Source organism: Brevundimonas sp. GCM10030266 (assembly GCF_042666595.1).
Classification (GTDB): Bacteria; Pseudomonadota; Alphaproteobacteria; order Caulobacterales; family Caulobacteraceae; genus Brevundimonas.
Map to the genome: position 1 here is coordinate 391,864 of NZ_JBHTCY010000003.1, position 19,451 is coordinate 411,314.

Annotated in this window: 17 protein-coding genes; 4 read left to right on the forward strand and 13 right to left on the reverse strand. The window is 67.3% G+C overall.

Annotated elements, in window-relative coordinates:
* Positions 1-126: 126 nt before the first annotated feature.
* From ACFQQC_RS11650 to ACFQQC_RS11690, 9 genes are all read right to left on the reverse strand, one after another.
* A complete protein-coding gene (locus ACFQQC_RS11650; RefSeq protein WP_376862559.1) occupies positions 127-1,890 on the reverse strand; it encodes a putative porin in 1,764 nt (587 codons plus the stop codon).
* A gap of 19 nt (positions 1,891-1,909) precedes the next feature.
* A complete protein-coding gene (locus ACFQQC_RS11655) occupies positions 1,910-2,599 on the reverse strand; it encodes a hypothetical protein (RefSeq protein ID WP_376862560.1) in 690 nt (229 codons plus the stop codon).
* 4 nt (positions 2,600-2,603) lie between these two features.
* Entirely contained in the window at positions 2,604-3,014 is a 411-nt protein-coding gene (locus ACFQQC_RS11660) for an ExbD/TolR family protein (RefSeq protein WP_376862561.1), read from the reverse strand.
* A gap of 15 nt (positions 3,015-3,029) precedes the next feature.
* Complete coding sequence (locus ACFQQC_RS11665; RefSeq protein ID WP_376862562.1) at positions 3,030-4,763, reverse strand: DUF2341 domain-containing protein; 1,734 nt, start codon at positions 4,761-4,763, stop codon at positions 3,030-3,032.
* The gene (locus tag ACFQQC_RS11670) at positions 4,763-6,346 is read right to left on the reverse strand and encodes a ShlB/FhaC/HecB family hemolysin secretion/activation protein (protein ID WP_376862563.1); all 1,584 of its coding nucleotides are present in this window, start codon (positions 6,344-6,346) and stop codon (positions 4,763-4,765) included. The genes ACFQQC_RS11665 and ACFQQC_RS11670 overlap by 1 nt, the downstream gene beginning before the upstream one ends.
* Positions 6,347-6,482: 136 nt before the next feature.
* Positions 6,483-7,472: a FecR family protein gene (locus ACFQQC_RS11675; protein WP_376862564.1), complete on the reverse strand. Its 990-nt coding sequence runs from the start codon at positions 7,470-7,472 to the stop codon at positions 6,483-6,485.
* The gene (locus tag ACFQQC_RS11680; protein ID WP_376862565.1) at positions 7,469-8,014 is read right to left on the reverse strand and encodes an RNA polymerase sigma factor; all 546 of its coding nucleotides are present in this window, start codon (positions 8,012-8,014) and stop codon (positions 7,469-7,471) included. The genes ACFQQC_RS11675 and ACFQQC_RS11680 overlap by 4 nt, the downstream gene beginning before the upstream one ends.
* A gap of 4 nt (positions 8,015-8,018) precedes the next feature.
* Positions 8,019-8,645, reverse strand: coding sequence for an energy transducer TonB (locus ACFQQC_RS11685; RefSeq protein WP_376862566.1), 627 nt, complete (start codon positions 8,643-8,645; stop codon positions 8,019-8,021).
* A gap of 77 nt (positions 8,646-8,722) precedes the next feature.
* Positions 8,723-9,343 (reverse strand): secretin and TonB N-terminal domain-containing protein, encoded by a 621-nt coding sequence (locus ACFQQC_RS11690; RefSeq protein WP_376862567.1) that lies wholly within the window; start codon positions 9,341-9,343, stop codon positions 8,723-8,725.
* A 308-nt stretch (positions 9,344-9,651) separates the two neighbouring features.
* Here ACFQQC_RS11690 and ACFQQC_RS11695 point away from each other — a divergent pair, with 308 nt between their 5' ends.
* The 4 genes from ACFQQC_RS11695 (at position 9,652) to ACFQQC_RS11710 (ending at position 13,890) form a co-directional block, all read left to right on the forward strand.
* Complete coding sequence (locus ACFQQC_RS11695; protein WP_376862568.1) at positions 9,652-11,052, forward strand: tyrosine-type recombinase/integrase; 1,401 nt, start codon at positions 9,652-9,654, stop codon at positions 11,050-11,052.
* A gap of 143 nt (positions 11,053-11,195) precedes the next feature.
* Positions 11,196-11,762 carry a helix-turn-helix transcriptional regulator gene (locus tag ACFQQC_RS11700; RefSeq protein ID WP_376862569.1) on the forward strand — a complete coding sequence of 189 codons (567 nt, stop codon included), beginning with the start codon at positions 11,196-11,198 and terminating at the stop codon, positions 11,760-11,762.
* A gap of 5 nt (positions 11,763-11,767) precedes the next feature.
* Positions 11,768-13,099 carry a HipA domain-containing protein gene (locus ACFQQC_RS11705; RefSeq protein WP_376862570.1) on the forward strand — a complete coding sequence of 444 codons (1,332 nt, stop codon included), beginning with the start codon at positions 11,768-11,770 and terminating at the stop codon, positions 13,097-13,099.
* Between the two features lie 182 nt (positions 13,100-13,281).
* Positions 13,282-13,890 carry a GntR family transcriptional regulator gene (locus tag ACFQQC_RS11710; RefSeq protein WP_376862571.1) on the forward strand — a complete coding sequence of 203 codons (609 nt, stop codon included), beginning with the start codon at positions 13,282-13,284 and terminating at the stop codon, positions 13,888-13,890.
* On the opposite strand, the gene ACFQQC_RS11715 is transcribed toward ACFQQC_RS11710, so the two are convergent.
* The 4 genes from ACFQQC_RS11715 to ACFQQC_RS11730 all read right to left on the reverse strand — a co-directional run bounded on the left by ACFQQC_RS11715 (position 13,887) and on the right by ACFQQC_RS11730 (position 19,395).
* The gene (locus ACFQQC_RS11715; RefSeq protein WP_376862572.1) at positions 13,887-14,537 is read right to left on the reverse strand and encodes a GntR family transcriptional regulator; all 651 of its coding nucleotides are present in this window, start codon (positions 14,535-14,537) and stop codon (positions 13,887-13,889) included. The two genes, ACFQQC_RS11710 and ACFQQC_RS11715, sit on opposite strands and share 4 nt — an antisense overlap.
* A gap of 747 nt (positions 14,538-15,284) precedes the next feature.
* Complete coding sequence (locus ACFQQC_RS11720; RefSeq protein WP_376862573.1) at positions 15,285-15,542, reverse strand: hypothetical protein; 258 nt, start codon at positions 15,540-15,542, stop codon at positions 15,285-15,287.
* A 109-nt stretch (positions 15,543-15,651) separates the two neighbouring features.
* Positions 15,652-16,581 (reverse strand): HEPN domain-containing protein, encoded by a 930-nt coding sequence (locus tag ACFQQC_RS11725; RefSeq protein ID WP_376862574.1) that lies wholly within the window; start codon positions 16,579-16,581, stop codon positions 15,652-15,654.
* Positions 16,582-16,902: 321 nt separating this feature from the next.
* Positions 16,903-19,395: a glycoside hydrolase family 3 N-terminal domain-containing protein gene (locus ACFQQC_RS11730; RefSeq protein WP_376862575.1), complete on the reverse strand. Its 2,493-nt coding sequence runs from the start codon at positions 19,393-19,395 to the stop codon at positions 16,903-16,905.
* Positions 19,396-19,451: the final 56 nt, after the last annotated feature.

Here is a 19,451-nt window from a genome sequence, read left to right on the forward strand (position 1 = left end):
GGAACTGGCGAAGCTCGGAGCACGTGACGGAAGCCGTGCCGTTCGCCGCCCATGCGTCGCCTCCGGCGGCGTCAAGGGACGCGGCCGGGCGGCTGAACAGGAAGGACGGACGCGCGGCGATCATGATCAGAAGCGCGTGCTCAGGTCGACGAACAGGCGATCGACCGAGAACGGGGCGTCGGCGATCTCGTCGGTCGAAATCCAGCGACCGCTCAGCAGGGTGTTGGGACCGATGGCGTAATGGCCGCCGATGAACCAGCCCTTGGCGTTGGTGCCGCCGATGTGGAAGTCCGAGTCGGCGAAGGCGTCCATCACCGCATCGGATTCCAGATGGCGGTAGCCGATCATGGTCGACCAGTCGCCGCGCTGGGCGACCCAGGCGGAGCCCTCACCCAGGTCCAGCATCGAGCCCAGGTTGACCTTCAGCTGCCAGCCGGTGTCGCCGCCGTCATAAGGGCCGGGCGCCGGCATGGTGTCGTTCGGATCAGGCGTAGCGGGATTGGGGACCAGGATGTCCGGCCCCAGATTGTTGACGGCGCGCACCGCCAGCACGTCTTCGTCCCAGCCCAGGTTCTTGACGAACTCCCCGTCCAGCCGCAGCCCGAAGCGGGCCGAGGGGCGGTACTCCATGGCGGCGCGCAGATGCAGGATCTCGAACTGCGAGGCCAAACCGAAATACTGGTTCTCGGGGCTGGCGGTCGGGTTCGCCGGATCAGCGAGAATGTTCCGGATCGGGAACAGGGTGTTGCCGTGCTGCTGGAAGGCCGGACGCGTGGCGTCGGTGGAGCAGACGACCTCGTCGAAGTTGCAAGGCGCCGACAGCTGACCCTCGACATTGTCGTAGTGGAAATAGCCGACGGCGGCCTTGAGCCGGATGGTCTCGCTCGCCTGGATGTCGGCGCCGACCTGCGAGCCGATCAGGTAGCGATCCTGGCTTTCGTACGGGCCGGTGGAGGCGCTGCCCATCGGCGCATTGCGTGAACCGAAGTTCAGACTGGTGTTGAACACCGGGAAGGCCCCGGCAGCGGCGAACAGGGTCAGGTTATCGCCCATCGGCGCGTTGGCGCTGTAGGCCAGACCGTCGAAATTCAGATCGGCGTCATAGATCAGATCACCGGTCCAGAAGGGGTTGGCGAAGCGGCCGAAATCCACGGCCACGCCCTCCACCGGCGTCAGGCGGATCGCCGCCCGATCCAGCCAGATCTCGTAGCCTGAACCGCCATTGGCGCCGAGCGTCTGGTTGGTGGAGACCGGCGAACGATCCGAACCGGTGGCCAGACGGATGTCAGCGCTGATCCAATCGGCGATCTGCGCCTTCACGCCCAGGCGGGCGCGCAACTGGAGGCGCTGGCGATTCTCCAGCGTGTTCAGGAACGGCGGCGCCACATAGCCGGGCGTCAGATCATTGAGGTTCTGCGGGTCCCCGGCGTTGATCGCGCCATAGTCGGTGAAGATGTCGGCGTTGCCGTCGTCGAAGAAGCGCCCCTCTCCGCGCAGGCGGACATCGCCATAGACCTGGATGCGGCGGGTCCACTCCGGGACCTCCCCCGGACGGGCCCATCCCTCGGCCTGGGCCTGGGTGCCCAATTCGGCGCGCAGCTCGTCGCGCAGTTGGTCGCGTACGACCTGCGGGATGTAGGGGATGGTCTGGACGCCCTGAGCGTCCACGCCCCCGGCCGGAACCGGCGGCAAGGGCGCCGGGGTCGGGGCCACCGTGGCCTCGGCCAGCAGGGCGTCGGCCTCCTCGCGGGTCACCAGCCCCTTGGTCACCATCAGCTCCAGCAGACGGGTCGAGTCGACCTGCTGGGCGGCGGCGGGCTGAGCCGCCATCAGGGCGATCCCCGCAGCGCAGGCCAGAAGCACCGGCTTCATTCGGTTCGTACGGTTCATGGTTCTATCCCCGGGAGTGTCAGCCGCCGCGTCGGGCGTTCAGTTCGATCCGCATGGTCGGAAGACCGGCAGGCGGACGTTGAGAAAGTTGCAGGCCCGTCAGGACCTCGATCAGGCGGGCGTCGCGGCGCGCGTCACCGGTGCCTCGGATGATGCTGACCGAACTGATCCGGCCCTCCGCATCCACCCGCACCTGCAGCTGCACCGAATACCGGCCCCGGCTCAGCACCGGATCGGCCTGGACCGCCTGACGGGCCGCCGCGTGGGCGATGCCGCCATAGGCCGCGAAGCCGTTGCCGCCGCCGCCCGGCCGTCCGCCGATGCGGCCGCCGGAGCCATCGCCTCCGACCAGTCCGTAGTTGGACGGGCCGGCGCCCTCGCGGGCGGTCAGGGCGTTGTCGCCCACCGTCGGCTCCGAGGACGGAGCCTCCGGCGGCGGCGTATCCACCGGCTGCTCCACCGGAACCGGCGAAGGAACCGGCTCGGGCGGCCGCTCCTGCGTCACCTCGGGCGGCGGCGGCGGGGGCGGCGGCGGAGGCTGGATGACCCGCGTCGTCTTCAGCTCATTGGGGCGATCCGACACGGTGGCGGGCTGCATCAGCACCGCCGCCACGATGGCGCCGAGCGCCAGCACGCCACCGACGAGGACCCAGTTGATCCGGCCCCTGCGTCTGGGCGGCGGCGGCTCGGCCATGAAGGCGTAGCTCATGGCCTCAGGCTCCCCCGCCCGGCGGACGGGTGGCGGCCATGCCCAGGCTGGGCACGCCCACCTTGGAGCACAGGTCCAGCACCTGCATGACGCGGTCGTACTGGACCGTGCGGTCGCCGCGCAGAATGACGGCCAGATCCGGCGTCGTGGCGATGCTGGTCCGCAGTTCGTTTTCCAGTTCGGACATCGACACCGGCACCGCGTCGATCGACAGGGTCCCGTCGTTCGACACGGCGATCACCCGTGACTTCGGCTCGTTCATCGTCTGGGCCGACGAAGCGCTGGGCAGATCGACCTTGATCCCCTGCACCGCCGCCGTGGTCAGCAGGATGAAGATAATCAGCAGCACGAAGGTCAGGTCGACCAGCGGCGTGATGTTGATCTCGTTGTAGGGTTTCTTGCCCTGGACCTGCATGGCTGGGGCGCTCCCTTATTCGGCCGCGATGGGCGAAGCGGGGACGTCCTGCCAGGTTTCGGCGATGCGCTTTTCCAGCTCGTCGACGAAGATCTGGTTGTCGGCGGTGATCTCCTCGATCCGCGACAGCAGGTAGTTGTAGCCGAACAGGGCCGGGATCGCGACGGCCAGACCGGCGACGGTGGCCAGCAGGGCCGCGGCGATGCCCGGCGCGATGGCGTTGATGTTCACCTCGCCGGCCGCCGCCACCATGGCGAAGGTGATCATGACGCCCAGCACCGTGCCCAGCAGGCCGATGAAGGGACCGCCCGAGATGGCGATGGTCAGCAGCACCATGCGCGCGTTCAGCTTCTGGCTCTCCCGCACCTGACCGGCGTCCATGGCCGCGCGGATGGCCGCGATCGACTGGGCGCGCAGGGCGAAGCGGCTGCCCGACGAGCGGCCTTCCGACAGACGCAGCGCCAGCTCCTGCTGACCGATCCGGTAAAGCCGCGCCAGGGTCGAGCCCTTGGCCAGATCGGCGGGCAGGTCGCCCAGACCGTCATGGCCGTTCGACTGGCGCGCCGACGGACGATAGGCGTCCATGAAGTCTTCGTTGGCCCGGCGCACCCGGCCGATGGTCATCCCCTTGGACGCCATGACCGCGATGGCGGCGGCCAGCATGAAGCCGAGGATGATGATCACCACCCAGGCGTCGAAGGTCAGCGCCTTGAACAGGATGCCGAAATAGTCGTGGCCGCCGCCGCTCTCGATGGCCTCGGCGGTGTCCGCCGCGACCAGACGCGCGCCCTGCCCCTCGCTGGCGGCCGCCAGCTGGAACGCCGAGGCCGGCAGGGCGACGCCCGCCACGCGGAACTCATCGACCTCACCCGCGAAGCCCTGCCCCAGCAGGGCCGGTCCGGTCGCCGCCGTCAGGGCGCCGGCGATCTCGCCGACCGGCTGACCGCCCACGAACAGTCGGGTGGTCTGACCGTCAGCGCTGATCGCCACATGGGTCCAGGCGCCGGCTTCCAGCGCCGAGGTCGCCGTGCCCGTCCCGGCCTGCAGGACCAGCTGGCCACCATGCGCGGTCAGGGCCATCACGCCCGGAACGTTCAGTATCGCGCCGTCCGAGGTCGGCTTGACCCACAAGCTGACGCTCAACGGACCGCCGCTGAACACCGAGGCCGGAACCTGGGTCGCGCCCTGTCCATCCAGCATCAGGCTGGAGCCGATCAGGCCGCCCGCGTTGCGGCCTTCGCCGCCCACGCCGTTGACGCCGTTCGAGGTCGCGTCGCGCGGCGCGCCGGCCTCGTCGAAATGCCAGACCAGACGGTAGTCGTCGCCATAGGTCCCGGCGCGGTTCTGACCGGCCTCGGCCTTCTCGTTGCCGTAGTAGGCGTAGATCGCCGCCGGCTGGCCCGGCTGCAGGTTCTGCACATCCACCCAGACCAGCGCCTGCTGCTCCTGCGCATTCCAGCGCTCGATGTGGAAGTTGGCGGGGGTGCGGTCGTCACCGGCGACGAAGCGCAGATCCGAGCCGTCCGCCTTCACGTCAGCAAAGTTGAAATTGCCGGTGTGCAGACGCACCAGAACCGGCGCGCGCGCCACCTCGGCGGAGACGCCTGCGGCGGCGGTGTTCAGGTTGATGCGGGTCCGATAGGCGAACTCCTGCTCCCACCAGGCCAGGGCCGGCGTGGCCACCGCGAGGGCGGCGACGGCGGCCAGAAGCCCTCCGGCCACGCCCTTGTTGAGACGTTTAGCGAACATCAGAATTCCCCCCAGATGCGGAAGCGAGCGAACAGCGAGCCCGTATCGGTGCTCGGTCCTTCAAGGATCGGCACGCCCACATCGAGCGCCCCGTTGAAATGGTCGAAGAGACGGATGCGGGCGCCGACGCCCGCACTGATCAGGCCATCGGACGCCGACTGACCGATCAGCGGGTCGTGGATTGTGGCGTGACCGACATCCACGAAGGTCAGAACCCGCAGCTCGTTGAAGCCGGACAGGTCGAAGTCCGGCGCGATATCGCGTGAGCGCAGCTCGCTCTGCAGCGCGAAGCCCCAGTCGCCCAGGACTTCGGACTCCGAATAGCCGCGCACCGTGCTGATCCCGCCGATCGAGAAGCCCTCATTCGAGATCAGGGGGTCAGCCGACCACTGGCCGGTCAGACGGCCATGGAACTGGGCGCCGCCCGGAAGCTCCTCGGTGTGACCGCTGTCCATCTTCAGGACAAGGAAGCCGGGACGGGCGTTGTATCGCTTGGCGTCGAACTCTTCCCAGCCATCGCCCAGTCCCCGGAAGGCGAAGGTCGCGGACAGCGACAGGTCGCTGGTTCCCGTCTCGCCCATCCAGTCGCCGCGCCAGGACGCCGTGAACGGGAAGTATTCGATCGGCGCCGACGCCCGATCCGCGCCCAGCCGCACGTCTTCCTGGAAATCCTTCCAGTCCACGCCCAGGGTCAGCGCATGGTAAAACCCTTCCGTCGCCCCCAGCGACCGGATGTAGCGAGCCCCGACAATATTGCCTCTACCGACAACGCTGGTGCCGCCGATCACGGCGATGTCGCTGTCCGAATGGACGCCATAGACCATCAGCTGTGCGCCCTGCCCCAGGCGGTGCAGGTAGTTCGACGACCAGACGGTCCCGTCGTCTGTCCGCTCGGGCGCCGTCTGCATGGTGAAGCTCAGACTGTCACCGCGCCCCCAGAGATCGTCATGACGCACGGTCGCAGACGCCCTGTATTCCGAGGTCGCCGATGAGCTGTAGTTGTTGGCCTCGATCGAGGCCTTCCATGGGGTGGTCTCCTCGACCGTCAGCACCACATCCAGTGAACCCGGCGCCGTTCCGGCGCGAAGTTCCGGGGTCACCCGACGGTTCGGGTTCTGGTTCAGCGCCACGACGTCGCGCTGGAAAGCCGGCAGGTTCGGCGTCTCCCCCGGCGTCAACGACGGCGCCTGGGCCAGGATCCTCGCCCGGTCGCCGCCCTCCACCGTGACCTGGCCGATCACCTGCGGCTGCACTTCCAGCTGCAGGATACCGCCCTCGACGGACTGCTCGGGAATGTAGACCGCAACGGCGATGTAGCCCGCGTCCTCGAAGGCCTGCTGAAGCGCCGCCCGGGCGCTTTCGACATCGGCCTCCGACCGCCCCGGTCCCATGAAGGGATATACCGCGCGCTCCACCGCATCCGGCGCCAGCACCGTGTTTCCGCGAACCTGGAATGCGCGGATATCGAAGGTCTGGGCCGGCGCCTCCTGAGCGAAAGCTGCAGCAGGAACCGACAACACGGCGCCCAGAACGAGCGCCGCCGTCGCGCCTCGAAGCGCGGAGCTGGTCTTCAGATAAAGCATCAATCCCCCGGTGACGCCGCGGCCGGGCCGCGAACGCGCCGCACTTGGCCGTCAGGGGAGAGACACGCGCGCCGGAGACGCGCGCAAAGATTTATCGTGAAGTTTTCGCGATGGTTTCGGGGCGGTTTTCCGTCACCTAGGCGAGCAGCACCACATTGCCCGGCAGACGGGTCGCGCGCACCCCGTAGGCGAGCCGGATCTGGTCTACGATCTGATCGATACGGGCGGTGTGGAAGGCCCCGTTCACCCGCCGCGCGCCCAGCCGCGGGTCGGCGATAATGATCCGCCCCTCACGATAGCGATTGATCTCCTCGATCACATCGCCGAGCGGCCGGTCACGGAAGATCAGCAGCCCCTGCCGCCAGGCGGCCTCGACGCCCGGATCGATCGGGATGACGGCCTGAAGGGCGCCGTTTGCGTAGGTCAGGCTCCGTTGCGCCTGCAGGGTCGCGGTCGAAGCGCCCAGCTGAACCTGGGCCAGACCTTCGAGACACGAGACCTTCACCTCGCCGCCGATGCATCTGAAGGACAGACGGCCACCCGACGTCCGGGTCTCCCCGCCTTCGGCCACCACAGCCAGTGCAGCGGATCGGGGCGCCACATCGACGACAGCCTCACCGTTCAATATCTGGAAGGCGCCCGCACCGAGTTCCGGACGCAGGGCGATCCGGGTCAGGGTGTTCAACTGCACCGAAACCCCGCCGGCCAGATCGACCCGCCGACTTTCCCCCTTGCCGGTGGCGAAGTCCGCGCCCGGCGCCAGCAATACCGGCAGGGCTTCCCGACCGGTGATGACGACGACGCCGGCTGCCGAGGCCGCGAGCGCCCCGCCAATCACCATTCGTCGGTTCAGACGTTTCCGCGCGCGGACGGGCGTCGCCGCCGCCTCCGTGCGCAGTTCGTCGACCGCCTCACGCGCCAGCCGCAACAGCCGCCCTTCCTGTCGGAAAGCCGTTTCGTGGCGCGGATCCGCTGCGCGCCAGGCCTTCAGCGCCAGCGCATCCTCCCGGGTCGCCGCTCCCGACAGAAGCAGACCTACCCAGCCGCGCGCCTCAAGCGTCACCGCCTCGTTCACGTCCTGCTCTCCGGGGTTCATTCCGCCCGACAAGGTCTTCCCATAAGTCATGACACGCCATCTTCCCGACGGCGCAAAGGAATGATCGCGGCTCCATCCAGAACCTGCTGCAAGGCCTTGGCGGCCTGCTGCAATTCCAGTTGCACGGTTCGCTGCGCGAGACCATGGCGATCCGCGATCTCCTGGGTCGACACTCCATCCACCCAGGCCGCTTCGCAAATCTCCCTGCGGCGCGGGCTCATGTCGGCCATTGCAGTCTTGATGCGGGAAAGCTCGGATCGCGCCTCGATCACGGCGGCGGGATCCGGTTGCTCGTCCGGGATATCCAGCAGGGCCGCAACCTCGTCGAAGCCCAACAGACGGCGGTCGCGACGCCGGGCGTTGGAAGCCAGGTTCATCGCCATCCGGAACAGGTAGGCGGTCGGATGCCGGACCTCATCACGCGCCTCGGTGTGCGACAGCTTCACATAGGCGTCCTGCAGGGCGTCCCGGGCCTGCTCACGGGAACCGAGCCGCGCGCTGAGCCGCAGAAGCAGGAACTCATACTTCTCGACCAGATGCCCCCTCAGGCGGGCCGTCGCTTCCGTCACCATGCGATCAACTCGCCGCCGGTCGGGCTTCGTAGTTCAGCGGCACCACCAGATCGATCGCGCCGGGCAGGTCCGGCGGCAGGCTCGGCAGGGGCTCCGCATTACGCACCGTCGCCAGCGCCGCCTGGTCAAGGCCCGCGACGCCCGAGCTGCGCTGAATCCAGACATCCATCAACCTGCCGTCGCGCCCGACGATCAGACCGACCTGCACCGTCCCCCGCGGGCGCGCCCGCAAGGCTTCGGGATAGGCATGATAGCGGGCGAGGTGGCTCTCGAGGTTCCGATAGTATTCGGAGACCAGCCGGGCGTCGGGCGCCGCGCTGGCGGCGGCGCTGGAAGAAGGAGCCGTATCCGACGAGGTTCGCTTCAGCTCGGACTGTGTTCGGCCGCTCGCCACCACTTCGCTCGCCGCGCGCTCTGTCTCGCCGGGTCGATCCGGCGCCGCCTGTGCTGGCGCATCAAGGCCCGGCGCCGAACGGAGCGTGGAAAACAGCTCCAGTTCGATCACCGGCTGGGCTGTTTCCTGCGCCGGAGCGCCGCCCGGCGCGTTCACCGCCACGAGCAGCATGGCGACGGCCCCGCCATGCAGGACCGCCGAGATGGACGCACCCAATACCCAGTTTCGCGTAATCATGGCGGCCGCCTGATCGGAGCCTCTGCGGATTTCGCTCCCTAGACCACAGGCCGCGACAATCCCGTGAAGCTTTGATGTCAGCCCCCGCGCCGGACGCGAAAAGCGATGCGCATGGGCTGGGGCAGTCCCTCGGGCGGGGCTGGAAAGGCCTGCGATCGGATCAGGGCGGCAAAGGCCTCGTCCCGATGGGGGTCATCTGATCCGGAAAGGAATTCGACCCGCCGGGCGCCGCCTTCGGGCCCCACCCAGAGCCGGATGCTGACCCCATAGTCCCCGACACCGAGTTCCGGGGATCGCCGCAAGCGCTCGGTGATGAGCGCCTGAACCGTCGCTGCGTAGGCGCGAGCCGCGGGACCGTCTGCAGCGCCGCCAATCACCGGCGCCGCGACCGCCGTAAGGGGGCTCAGTGTCACCGCCGAAGACGAGCCGGCATAGATCACTACGGCTCCCGCCGCCGTGAAACGCGCCGCCAGCCCGCTCTCGGCCAGCATCAGAGCCAGGGCTTCGCGCGGCTCGTACTGTCCGGAAATCGCCGTTGACTGTCGTCCCCGCGCCAGTTCGCTGTCGTACAGCATCTGCAGCCCGGTCCGCTCCGAGAAGGCCGTCAGCGCCTGCTCAAGCGGTTGTGACGGCAGGTCGAACCGGTAGGTGGATTGCGCGCCGACGCCGCCGCTGAACAGCGCGACCGCGATAAGCACCATCGCTCGCAAGGATCGCACCGACCACATTCGACGCAATTACCCCAGCTAATCGCACCACTTCACCGCAGATCTGCGGGCGATATCGTCGGTCCGATGGAAGACCTTGGCGACCCCGGCAGGACTCCAACCTGCGACCTCGGCTTTAGGAACCAACCCAGGGTTGTATTCAGCCAGTTTCGTCGCGTTCCACAGGGTTCCAAAACACAATATATTCAGCTGTTTAGTTGACCCTACCGTTTCATCGCGTATCCTTGAGTTGCGGCCTTTTGTGTCCCACAGGGGTCCCAGTTTTGGAGGATTGAGCGATGCCCAGCGTCACCCTCACAGACCGTTTTCTGAGCAGCCTGAAACCGAATCCAAGTCAACGACTGGAGGTATCAGACGCGGGCTGCACCGGCTTGGCAATACGGTGCACGCACAAGGGCAGCCGCACCTGGCTTCTTCGCTACCGGGGTCTGGACGGGCGAAACGCGCGTCACAAGCTGGGGGACTATCCGGTCATGAGCCTCAAGTCGGCGAGGCTGGAAGCGGGGCGGCTGAGAGACCTCATTGACGGAGGCGGGGACCCGCTTCGCGAGAAGCAGGACGCACGAGAGGCCGCGCGTAAGGACGCCCTGGCGACCTTTGGCAATCTACTTGATGCCTACTGGCTGGCGTGCGCCACCGGGGAGTGGCAGCCGAAGCGGAAGATCAAGCGGGCCAGCACCCTGGCTTATGAGCAGCGCCTCTGCGAGCGTCACATCGAGCCGGTCCTCGCCAGCCTCCCGGTCTCGTCGATCAAGCGCGCAACGGTCAAGGCGCTGTTGCGCGACATGACGGCCAAGGGCATCGGCGCCCAGACCAACCGCGTCCAGGCCCTGATCCGGCAGGTGTTCAACTTCGCGATCAACGAAGAGGTGGTGGAGGTCAACCCGGCCATGGGCTTTCCCACCCTGCATGCCGGCAAACCGCGCCTGAAGATCTGGCGCGATCATGAACTGCAGCTGCTTTGGAACGCGCTCAGCGGGCGCACGCCGCTCAGATCACCTGACGGGGCCGAGGTCTACATCGGTCGGCAGGTTCGGATCGCCCTTCAACTGGCGACGCTCCTTCTCCAGCGCCGGGCCGAGATTGTCGGCATGGATCTGGACGAGCTCGATCTGGACCAGGCCGTGTGGACCATCCCGCCCGAGCGTATGAAATCCGGCAGGCCGCATCAAGTGCCCCTGCCCTCCTTGGCGATCGACCTCATCCGGGAGGCCATCGTCCTGTCAAAGCTTCCTGCGGACCGTCGAACAGGCCCCGTCTTCCCTACGCCCCAGGACAACACCCAGCCCATCAACGCCGAAGCCCTCACCCGCGCCATGAGCCGGTTGAGAGTCTGCATCGGGGTCGAGGACCGCACCGTCCACGATCTGCGCCGCACCGGCTCAACGGCGCTCACAAGCGAACGTTTGCGGGTCTCGCCGTTTATCCGGTCCAAGGTGCTGGGGCATGGGTCGGACGCCGGCGGCGGCGCTCAGGTGTCGAGCGCTCACTATGACGTCAACGAGTACATGAGCGACAAGCGCGCCGCGCTGAAGGCATGGCAATCCCTGCTGCTGCACATCGTCGACAAGGATGATCATAAGCCTGCCCCGCAAAGAACAGGCATCATCAGGGGCATGATGTTCGGCCTGGAGGTGGCCAACGACACCGATTGGTTGTCATCCCATCACGCACGGTGATCTGCCCAGCTCTGACAGAGATGATACCGATCGGGTGCACAGCTCAGAAAAGATGTCTTTCGCGGAGGATCTGACCCCGAACGGCATCATAAGCCCTTGAACGGCGCTTCCTAGAGGATTATGTTCCCGAACAGGAGCAGATCATGTCTGACGAGGCGAAACGCGATACAGCGTGCGGCGGGGTTCGACAGACCGGCGCCCTGGAGCAGGCGCTGAAGAGCGCCAGCCAGACGCCACTCGGCAAGGTGAGCCAACTGACGACGCCACTGTCCCTTTCGGGAATCGGCAACCTGGCGAACCTCGGCAGCCGGGTCAGCGCGCTGACCAGCCTCGGCGGACTGACCCATCTTGACCGGATCGGCAGGACCGTCAGCACCCTAACCCTGCCGTCCACGCTCCTGGATCCGGCTCTCCTCACCTCAACGGCGCGGGCCCCAGAGGGGGCCGAGGGTGCGCCCCAGGCTGCACTGCCGCCTCCGCCAAAACCCGCGACGACCGCCCTGCCCATTCAATCCGTATCAGACCTCGGTCGGATCGTGCGGGAGCGCCGCCTGGCCATGTCGCTGACCCAGCAGGACCTGGCGGACGCCGCAGGAACGGGACGTCGCTTCATCTCGGAGCTTGAAACCGGCAAGGCCTCGCTGGAGATCGACAAGGTCCTAAAGGTCTGCCGCTATGTCGGCGTCGATCTCTTCGCGCGTGTTCGGTAGCGGCCGTGCGTGTTCTCGACGTCTACCTTGACGGCCAGTTCGGCCCGGCCGGCATCCTCGTCTCCCGGGAAGATCGGTCCGCCGTGTTCGCCTACGAGGAAGCCTATGTCGCCCGTCCGGAGGCGATCCCCCTGTCGCTCTCCATGCCGTTCGATCTGAACGCCTACGGCGACGCGGCGACACGCGCCTTTTTCGAGAACCTGCTTCCAGAGAACGACCAGATGCGTCGTCTGATGGATCTGAACGCCATCGACCGAGGCGACTTCGTCGCGCTGCTCGAGCTTCTGGGGGCGGATTGCCCCGGCGCCATTTCGTGCGTCCCCAGAGGCGCAGGCCCGGTCAAGAATCCGGGCGTCCTGGACACGGACTACATCGCCCTCCCGCAAGAAGAGCTCGCCGACTTCGTGCGCCGCATGGCGCGGGGCGACACCCTGCCTGACGAGCTCCGCGATCCGTCCCCCGTAGCGGGCTTTCAGCAGAAGATGGCCCTGACTCGTCTGCCGGACGGCGGCTTCGCCCTGCCGCGTCCGGGAACCGGCGCGCCGACCACCCACATCCTCAAGACGCCTCAGGTCCAGGACCGCCGGGACGCCGAGCTGGAGCGCGCCTCGGCGCAGTTGGCGCGCGCCGTTGGGCTGGACGTGGTGGTGCCCGAAACCCCGGAGTTCGACGGACATCCGACCATCCTCGTGAAGCGTTACGACCGGGTGATCGAGCACGGGACCGTGCGGCGGCTCCATCAGGAGGATTTCGCGCAGGCGCTCGGCCTGCCCGGTTCCCTGAAATATGAACGCAACGGCGGACCGGAGCGGGCCTTCACGGCCGCAGGCGTGTACGACCTGCTGCAGCGGACCGCCGCGCCGGCCAGAGCCCTGCGGGAGTTCCTGAAGCTCACGGTCTTCAACGCCTGCGTCGGCAACGCCGACAACCACGCCAAGAACCACTCCCTCCTTTATGCGCGAGGCGCCATCCCGGACCTCGCGCCGGCCTACGACCTGCTCCCGACGCGCCTGTCGACCAACCTGCGGCCGGAGATGGGGTTCAGGATGGGCGCGGCCGAAAAGGTGGAAGACATTACCGCGGCCGACATGGCGATCCTGCTGAGAACGTTCGGCTTCGGCGACGCCGCGGCGTTGCGCTTCGCACAGGGCGATCTGGCGTCCCTCATGCTTGCGCTGGATCGGGCGGCGGCTGACCGGGAGATCGCGCCCAAAGATCTGGACGACCTGATCGGCGCCAACCTCGAGCGCGTCGCTGCAGCCTGTGGGCTGGAGCTGGATCTGCGCGAACGGGATCATTTCCAGCTCAGCGGCGGCGGCTGGCTCAGCGGCAGCTAGGCCGGCGTGAGCGGAACGACAGTGCGCCGACACCGCGACTGGCCGCCAATTTTTGGCGGGTGATCCGCCAAAGTTTGACGTGACAAATATAACCTTGCGTTGAATGCGGTATATTTGATCTGCTTACGGACGTCGGGATCGGCGAGGGAGGGGCCGGTCCACCCGTAAGCGTAGAGGGCGAGATGAACGCGCCGATCCCCCGAGACCCCTACAACGCCGCCCTGGGCGCCGTGCGCCGTCTGACAGACGCCGGTCGCTTTGTTCCCGGCGAACCGATCGTCGTCACCGAGGTGGCGGCGGAGGTCGGCTTCAGTCCAACGCCGGTTCGGGAAGCCCTCGCCCGCCTCGCCGGAGAGGGGCTGATCGACCGCCGGCGAGGCCACGGTTACTTCTATCCCGCACTGAGCGCGTCGGATTTGATTGATCTGTTCGAGCTGCAACTGGCCTATCTGCACGCCGCACTCATCCTGTGCCCGAGGGGGCTGGCGTCCCTGCGCAAAGCGGCGGCGGAGATCAGGATCGACGACGGCGTCCAGGCGCTGTTCGACGCCATTGTACAGCAGTCCGCGAACGCCGCCCTGATCGAGGCGTCGCGCCGGGTTCGCGACCGTATGAAACCCGTCCTGGAGGCGGAACGCCATCTCGATCCGGAAGACGGCTCAGCGATCCGCGCAATGACCACGATCATCGCCGCTGGTCGGATACCCGACCTGCTGGATCAGGTGCAGCAGTATCATGAGCAGCGTTGCGCCCGGGTCGAGCGGCTCACCCGAATGCTGGCTGCGGCCTAGCGACCCGCCTTGATCGCCTCGTCGCCCGAGACCGAACCCGTACTCCAGACCAGAGCCGCCAGCGGTCCGGCCGCCGCAAGGCGACGATCATGATACCGGGCGATCGCCGCCCACACAGCCGGCGCCGGCGCCTCGCCGTAAGTTCGGTAGAGGTCCGAGGCTTCGTCGGCCAGGTCGCGGAAAAGCCGCGCCTCGACAGCCTGAAAGCGCGACAGTTGCCCGCACACGCGGCCGAAGGCCTCCACGAGCACCTGGTTGCCGGCGCTGCAGACGAGGAGGGTGAACAGTTGCTCCACCGCGGCCAGCGGGTCTTCGGCGTCGAAGCACGGCGCCGGCGGCTTCAGGCCGCCCAGCGCGCTCTGGTTCAGATCCAGAGCGATCCGAAGGTACTGTTCGCGCATGGCGTAGCGATCCCGGGCCGCCGCCGCGTCCAGCCGACGGGTGACATAGCCGCCGGAGGCCGCCCGTTCGACCAGCCCCTCTCCGCTCAGCCGCGCCAGCGCCTCGCGGACGGGCGTGGTGGAGAGACGCAGACGGGCCGCCTCATCCTGGACGATGACCGGGGCGCCGCCCGCCAGCGCCCCGGACTGAATCCGGTCGCGCAAGGCGGTCAGCGCCTGGGTGAAGGGGTCGCGATTACGCGCCATGACAACTCCGGCCGGTTCGCTCCGTCGAGAGTGCTGAAGGGGCCTTCATCGTCGCGCGAAGCGCCGCGCCGCGTCTGCGAAAAACTTCCTCGGTCGATCCGCCACACGCCTGTCGACCGCCCGCCAGTTTGTGGCGGGGCGTGAAAAATACTCTGCATCCACCCACAAAAGTCGCACACGCATGCATTGATCCCCCCGGACGAAAACCGCACCTTTGGTAGCGAAAGGTGAACATCGATGCCCTCCGCACCCTCGGACACTCTGAGCGACGCCCGCCTGATCGGGCAGGCCGCACGGTCTGTCCGGCGCGCGCGTGGCATGACGGCGAGACAGGTCGCCGAGGCGATGAACCTCCCCTTGCGAACCTTAGCCCGAAGGCCTGGACATGCGCGCCGGCCACGCCGCCGTTGCGGAGTGAAGATGGATTGAGCGTCTCAAGCGAGGTTCTCACGCCTCGGCGTCTTCCCTCGGGTCAACGCCCGCTGAACTTGAATCAAGGTCGTCGGGTTTGCAAGCGGGCGCCACCCCAAGGTGGAAAGAAGCGCCCGATACCACTCACACGCGCCTGAACGCGTGGGGCGCGGGTGGTTCAGGGCGCTTAGTGCTGCATGCACGGCGAGGGTTGGCGAGGGGGCTTTCGCCCCCGCCCCTCCCCTCGTTTGGAAGAGGCCTGGACGGCGTTCCACCACGGCGTGGGCGGGCGCCCGAGACGGCGATCCGATCGCCTCATAATTCTCAGTGGGCGGCTCAGCCTTGGGTCAACTCGGCGCGGGCCAGTTCGGCCTGTAGCATTTCGGTTTCGAGGTCGCACTCGGTCCGGGACTGCTCCAGCCAGGTCGCGAGGCGATCCTCCCGAAGAACGATGTCTCTCAGCTGACCCGGCAGGTCGTCCGGCTGGTCGGCCCCGGGGGCGAACAGCGCCATCACCTCGGTGATCGCCTGCATCCGGCCCATGATGACGCCGAACCGATAGTTAGGGTCGTCCAGCAGAGCGTCTGTATTCATACGATCGGGCCTGTCGAGAGAAGCGCTACGATGCCGCAATCACGGCCCGGGTTCCACCCCTGCCCGTTTCGGGCCGGCGCGACACAGGGAAGCCGGTTCGGGGAGGAGCTCAGGATCCTGCCGCCGCCGTTCGGAGAGTGGCGATCCAGTCCCGGCTGGCCTCCGCCACCAGATCCCGCAGACGCGTCGCCGAACCGGCGATGGCGGCCAGGTCTTCCTCGCCGACATCGTATTGATCCGAATAACGGGCTTCCACATAGGCGCGCTTCAGCGTCTCGAAGCGACGGCGGTCCAGACGGTGCTCCCGCGGCCACGCAGCAACCAGCCGCTTGTCGACGTCCTCGGCGAGGGAGCGGAGGAATTTGATGTTGTGGGAGCGCGGGAAGTAGAAGGTGTGGACCAGCAGGAAGCAGATGTAGGCGGCTTCAACAGCCTGATGAAGCTGGAAGGCGGCGTTCTTTCGTCGAGCCTGAGAAGTATCCTGAGACAGGACGTGGGTCGCCGTATCGAGCCGGACGTCGATATCGGCGCGCTTGATGTCAAAGTATCGTTGCGCCGCAGTTTCTGCATCGGCCGGCGTCATAGGCCTCGGCGCCGCGAGGGGATGGCCTGGGAGCTCGTAGAGGATGACCCCGTCGCGGGCGATGTCGGTCCAGAAGTATTCCCCGCGGCTGAGGCCTTGGTTCACTTCGGCGAGGTCGTGGACGATGAGATTGACAGTGCGACCGACGCTGACGTCGCGCAGGATCTTGTCCTCGGCCACCCACCAGTAGTCGGCGATGTCAGTCAGCTTGGCGTGGCTGACAATGACCAGCAGGTCGAAGTCGGAGAGATAGCCATTGTCCGGTTCATCAACCCAGTCCGAGCGCGCATAGCTGCCGAACAGGATGATCTTCAGGACCTGCCCCCCCTTGCGCCACTCCGCCGTGCCGCCGGCGCCCTGACGCAGGGCGGCCTCAAACTCGGTCAGCAGGGTCGTGCGGATATGCGCGAGCTCCTGCTGCTGACGCTCCGGCAGATGGTCGAGGGTCGACTTCATAGGAGGAGTCTAGCGCGTTTGAAGCTTGGGGCCAGCGTTGATGAACACCACCGGTTGCGACAGAGAGTGCGCCGGGCGTTGAGAACATGTGAGATGACACGCGCCCACGCCTTTAGCCGAAGCCTGGACATACGCGGGGGCCGCACCGGGCGGATTGAAGAATAGCGCAAACGATCACGTATGGTGAGGGCCGGGTTTCGACTCGCTAGAGACCTGCTGAACGTCCGCTCCCCGCCTAGGATCGTGCGAACGAGGTGCGTGAGCGCGGTCAGCTTGAGGTCCAGCCTTACTGTGACGGTCGCGGGCGTGGAGGGCCCAAGATCAGCGAGCGGACGGACAGCGCGCTTCCGCTGTCCGGGTCGTCAGGCCAATGTCCGCCAGGGACACGCGCAGCGACCCTGCGGTCCGCAGGGCGAACGGGGTCTCGATGGCGTTAAGGTCGGCGGACGGGAAACAGCTCAGAGGAATGCGGACCGGAATCCATTGTCCGTTTCCTGCCGCCGCCAGGGGAACCGTGATGTCGAGCCAGCGACCGCCGAAACCGACCTCAACCGGATCAGCGAGGGGCGCATCCAGTCGGATCAACAGCCCAAGGACCATATCTCCATTGCTCTGCCGCGACAGGTCCACCGCCGGTCCTGTGATCAGAACCTGTCCCGCCCCGGTGAAGGTCAACGCCATGGCGCTCTCCTGCGCAGCGCCGTCGGTGGGTCGCACGGCCACAGCGCCGCGGGGGCTGGTCGCCGCCAGCACCGTGCCGACCCGGCTGTCGCCGCCGCCGTCCCGCAGCATCAGCGACCAGGGCGCCTGGATCCGACCATCCGAAAAATAGGCGTCGACGTTGGCGCGACGGGCGGTGACGCCGGGCTCCTCCGACAGGCGGCCGATGTGCGCCGGCGCCGCATAGTCCAGTCCGTAGCCATAGGCGAACTGCGGCGTGTACTCGGCGTCCCCGACATTCAGCACGTCTTGACCGGCCTCACGGGGCCAGGAGAAGGACAGCCGACCGCTGAAGTCATGGGCTGAACGCCCATCGGGACCGGCCACCAGCACATCCGCCAGGCCCGCGCCTTCCGTTCCGGGCAGCCAGGCCGCGACAAAGGCGTCTGACGCGTTGATTTCGGGATTGGTCCACAGCGGCCGACCGCTCAGGAACACCGAAACCGTGGGAATGCCTGCCGCCTTATACCGCCGCAACAGGGCCAGGGGCTCTTCGGGACCGTAGTCGAGGGTTTCCACGTCGCCCTGAAACTCCGCGTAGGGCGTCTCCCCAAACACCACGATCGCCACGTCCGGACGCGCTTCGTAGTCGCCGCCAGCGCTGAGGGTCGCCGAACCCCCGGCCGCCTCGACCGCCGCCTTCAGGCCGGACCAGATCGAGGTCCCGCCCGGGAAGTCCGCATTGGTCGTGTCGGCGCCCTGCCAGGATACGGTCCAGCCGCCGGAGGCCTGGCCGATCGAGTCCGCCGCCTCCCCGGCGACCAGCACCCGGGCGCCGGGACGGATGGGCAGCACTCCCTCGTTCTTGAGCAGGACAAGGGATTTGCGCACCGCCTCCCGGGCAAGATCACGATGCGAGGCGGAGCCGAGCACCTCGGGTCGGTCCTCCAGCGACCGATCGCGGTCGAATACGCCGAGCTTGAACTTGACCCTGAGGATCCGGCGCACCGCATCGTCGAGCCGGGCGGCGGAGATCTCGCCGGCCCGTGCCTGGGCGAGGGTGTTCGCATACAGCCCCCGCCAGCTGTCGGGCGCCATGAACATGTCCAGTCCCGCATTGATCGCCTGCGGGCAGCTTTCATTGCTGCAGCCAGGGATCTGCCCATGGGCGTTCCAGTCCCCCACCACAAATCCGGCAAATCCCATCCGGTCCTTGAGGACGTCGGTCAGCAATGACCGGTTGCCGGTGATCTTGACCCCGTTCCAGCTGGAGAAGGAGGCCATGACCGTCAGAACCCCGCCATCGATCGCCGGCACATAGCCTTGGGCGTGCAGGGCGATGAGGTCGGCCTCGGACAAGACGGCGTCACCCTGATCGATACCGTCGGTAGTGCCTCCGTCTGCCAGGAAATGCTTGGCGGAGCCAGCGATATGCTCGGCCGCGAGCGGACGTCCCTCGACCAGCACGCCTTGCAACCCCCGAGTCATCGGGCCCGCGTAGAGGGTGACGATCTCTGGATGTTCGCCATAGCCTTCATAAGCGCGTCCCCAGCGGTCGTTGCGGGGAACGGCCAGGGTGGGACCGAAGGTCCAGTCCGCGCCTGAGGCGGCCACCTCCTGAGCGGTCGCCGCCCCAATGCGTTCAATCAGGTCCGGGTCCCGCGCCGCGCCCAAGCCAATGTTGTGCGGGAACAGCGTCGCGCCGACAATATTGTTGTGACCGTGTACGGCGTCGATGCCGAACATCAGCGGGATAGCCGCGCCAGGACGGTCGGCGGCGGCCGCCCGGAAGGCCCGCGACAGCGCCACCCAGTCGGCTAGCGGAGCGCGCTCATTGCCTTCGGGCGCCGAGTTGCCGCCGGCCAGGATAGAGCCGATCGGATAGACCGCGAGGTCTGCAGGAGTGATCGAGCCGATGTCGGCCTGGATCAGTTGCCCCACCTTCTCCTCGAGGGTCATACGCGCCATCAGGGCGTCGATCCGGGCTTCCGTCGCAGCATCAGTCAAGGCGGCGGGGCTGGCCGCCTGCGGCCACACAGCGGGATTGGCGCCCGCCGACGGCGTCTCCTGCGCCGCCACGCAGGGGGCAGCGCCAGCAGACAGAACAACCGCCAGGGCGGCGGCGGTGAGGAGCGTTCGACGGGACGCGGACATGCTGGACCTCAGGCGCGATTCAAAAAAACGGACGGCGCGGGGTTCCACCACGCCGT